2 protein-coding genes are annotated in these 1,747 nt (G+C 52.9%); both read right to left on the bottom strand.

The genetic code is table 11. The annotated features are described in order from the left end of the window. On the bottom strand, nucleotides 1–785 hold a 785-nt coding region (locus tag ACXJ5O_RS25910; RefSeq protein ID WP_457302412.1), incomplete at its 3' end, for a PAS domain-containing protein. An 835-nt stretch (nucleotides 786–1,620) separates the two neighbouring features. Further along, nucleotides 1,621–1,747 (bottom strand): helix-turn-helix domain-containing protein (locus ACXJ5O_RS25915; protein WP_457302413.1); only part of this gene is annotated, 127 nt, incomplete at its 5' end.

Genomic DNA, 1,747 nt, shown 5'->3' on the forward strand with positions numbered 1-1,747 from the left:
CCCCTGTTCCGTTCGGTCACATCACGGGTAACCTTGGCAAAGCCGATGAGTTTGCCGGCCTCATCCCGCACAGCATCGATGACGACGCTGGCAGAAAACCGGCTGCCATCCTTGCGCACGCGCCAGCCTTCTTTTTCGTAAGGCCCGGTTTCCCTTGCAGTATCCAGCGCATATTGCGGCATACCAGCGTCAAGATCTTCCTGCGTGTAGAACTTGGAGAAGTGCTGCCCAATGATTTCGGACGGAGCGTAGCCCTTGATGCGTTCGGCACCAGCGTTCCAGCTAACAATGTTCCCATCGGGATCCAGCATGTATATGGCGTAGTCGGTAACGCCCTGAACAAGAATTCTGAACTGCTCCTGGCTGCTCTTCAGTGCGTCTTCCGAGGCCTTTCGTTCAGTCATATCACGCGTAATCTTGGCAAATCCGATCACTTCCCCTGAAGGACTGCGAATCGGATCGACAATCACGTGCGCCCAGAACTGCGTGCCATCTTTCCGCACCCGCCAGCCCTCGCCTTCAAACCTTCCCCCGCGCGCTGCGGTCTCCAACGCACGCGCTGGCAAGCCCGACACTCGGTCCGCATCTGTGTAGATGCGCGAAAAATGTTCGCCGATGATCTCGTCCGGCTTGTAACCTTTGAAGCGTTGGGCCCCTGCATTCCAGCTGCTGATAATTCCGTCGGCATCCAACATGTAAATCGCATAGTCGGTTACAGCATTCAGCAACAGGCGATGCCGGTCGTCCTCCGTCAGGGACGAATTGGAGCGTTCATTTGGGTGCATAAAGTCCCTCTTGCGGTCGCACGGTCAGATTGGGAACGATGCGCTTCGGCGTTTGTTCCCGAGATCTGGCCGCCCTTAACATTGTCTTGCCCTATGCCGACGTTGTCGTGGGTGAAAAGGCATTCATAAACAGGGCTCGTCAAGCGAGGCTTGGCAATCACTACACAACGGTCTTGCTTACGAGTATCTCCGGACTACGGGAGTACCTGCTCGACATCGTAGAGCGCCTAGCACAAACTGCCTCCCAAGAAAGTTGATTTGGTCGCCAATGGCTACTGGGAGGTTAGTTGCGCTGGATAGTAGCCATCGAACACAATGGACGCGCGACGCATTCTCCATTGGCATCGTCACGCTCTGGCGGTCGTACTTCCGTTGCGATTTGTGTTTGGGGTTCACACACAGCCTGCACGCCGAGAATCGAAATCCTCAATAAGAAATTAGCATCCGATTTCCGGTTAAAGGTTTCAAATTGAAATCGTTAGTTAGAAGCGAAACCATTGCTACCATGGTTAACGTATTGTTTATAGGTAATATTTTCCCTATTGAGCAGCTAACTCCTAGTTAGCTTCTTCACAACAGACTGTAATTTATTGCATTTGTTTTGGCGACACTGGCGAGAGCCGTCTAACGTTGACGCGTTTTTCCGCAGGGTCGGAGGTCGTCCAAAGCATTGATTTGGTGAGGTTTTATTTGCATCAAAAGACGTGGCTAAGCGATTATCGGCATTTTCAACCGACCGTTTTCTGGTGACTTCCGGTAGTGTACTAGCGCGCTTTTCTGCCTAGAGTTCCGGAGTGAAAACCCGATCCCACGTCTCATCGACTATCCGGGTGTTTCAGACGATTCCCCAAGCGCGGTAACGTCCCCTGCCCGTCATTTCACGCACGCCAAGTTCACCGATGAGATTTAGCGCCCCGCGTTGGGAAACCTTCAATTCCTTGGCAATCAGAGCTGTTGATACC

Source organism: Phyllobacterium sp. P5_D12 (assembly GCF_054049495.1).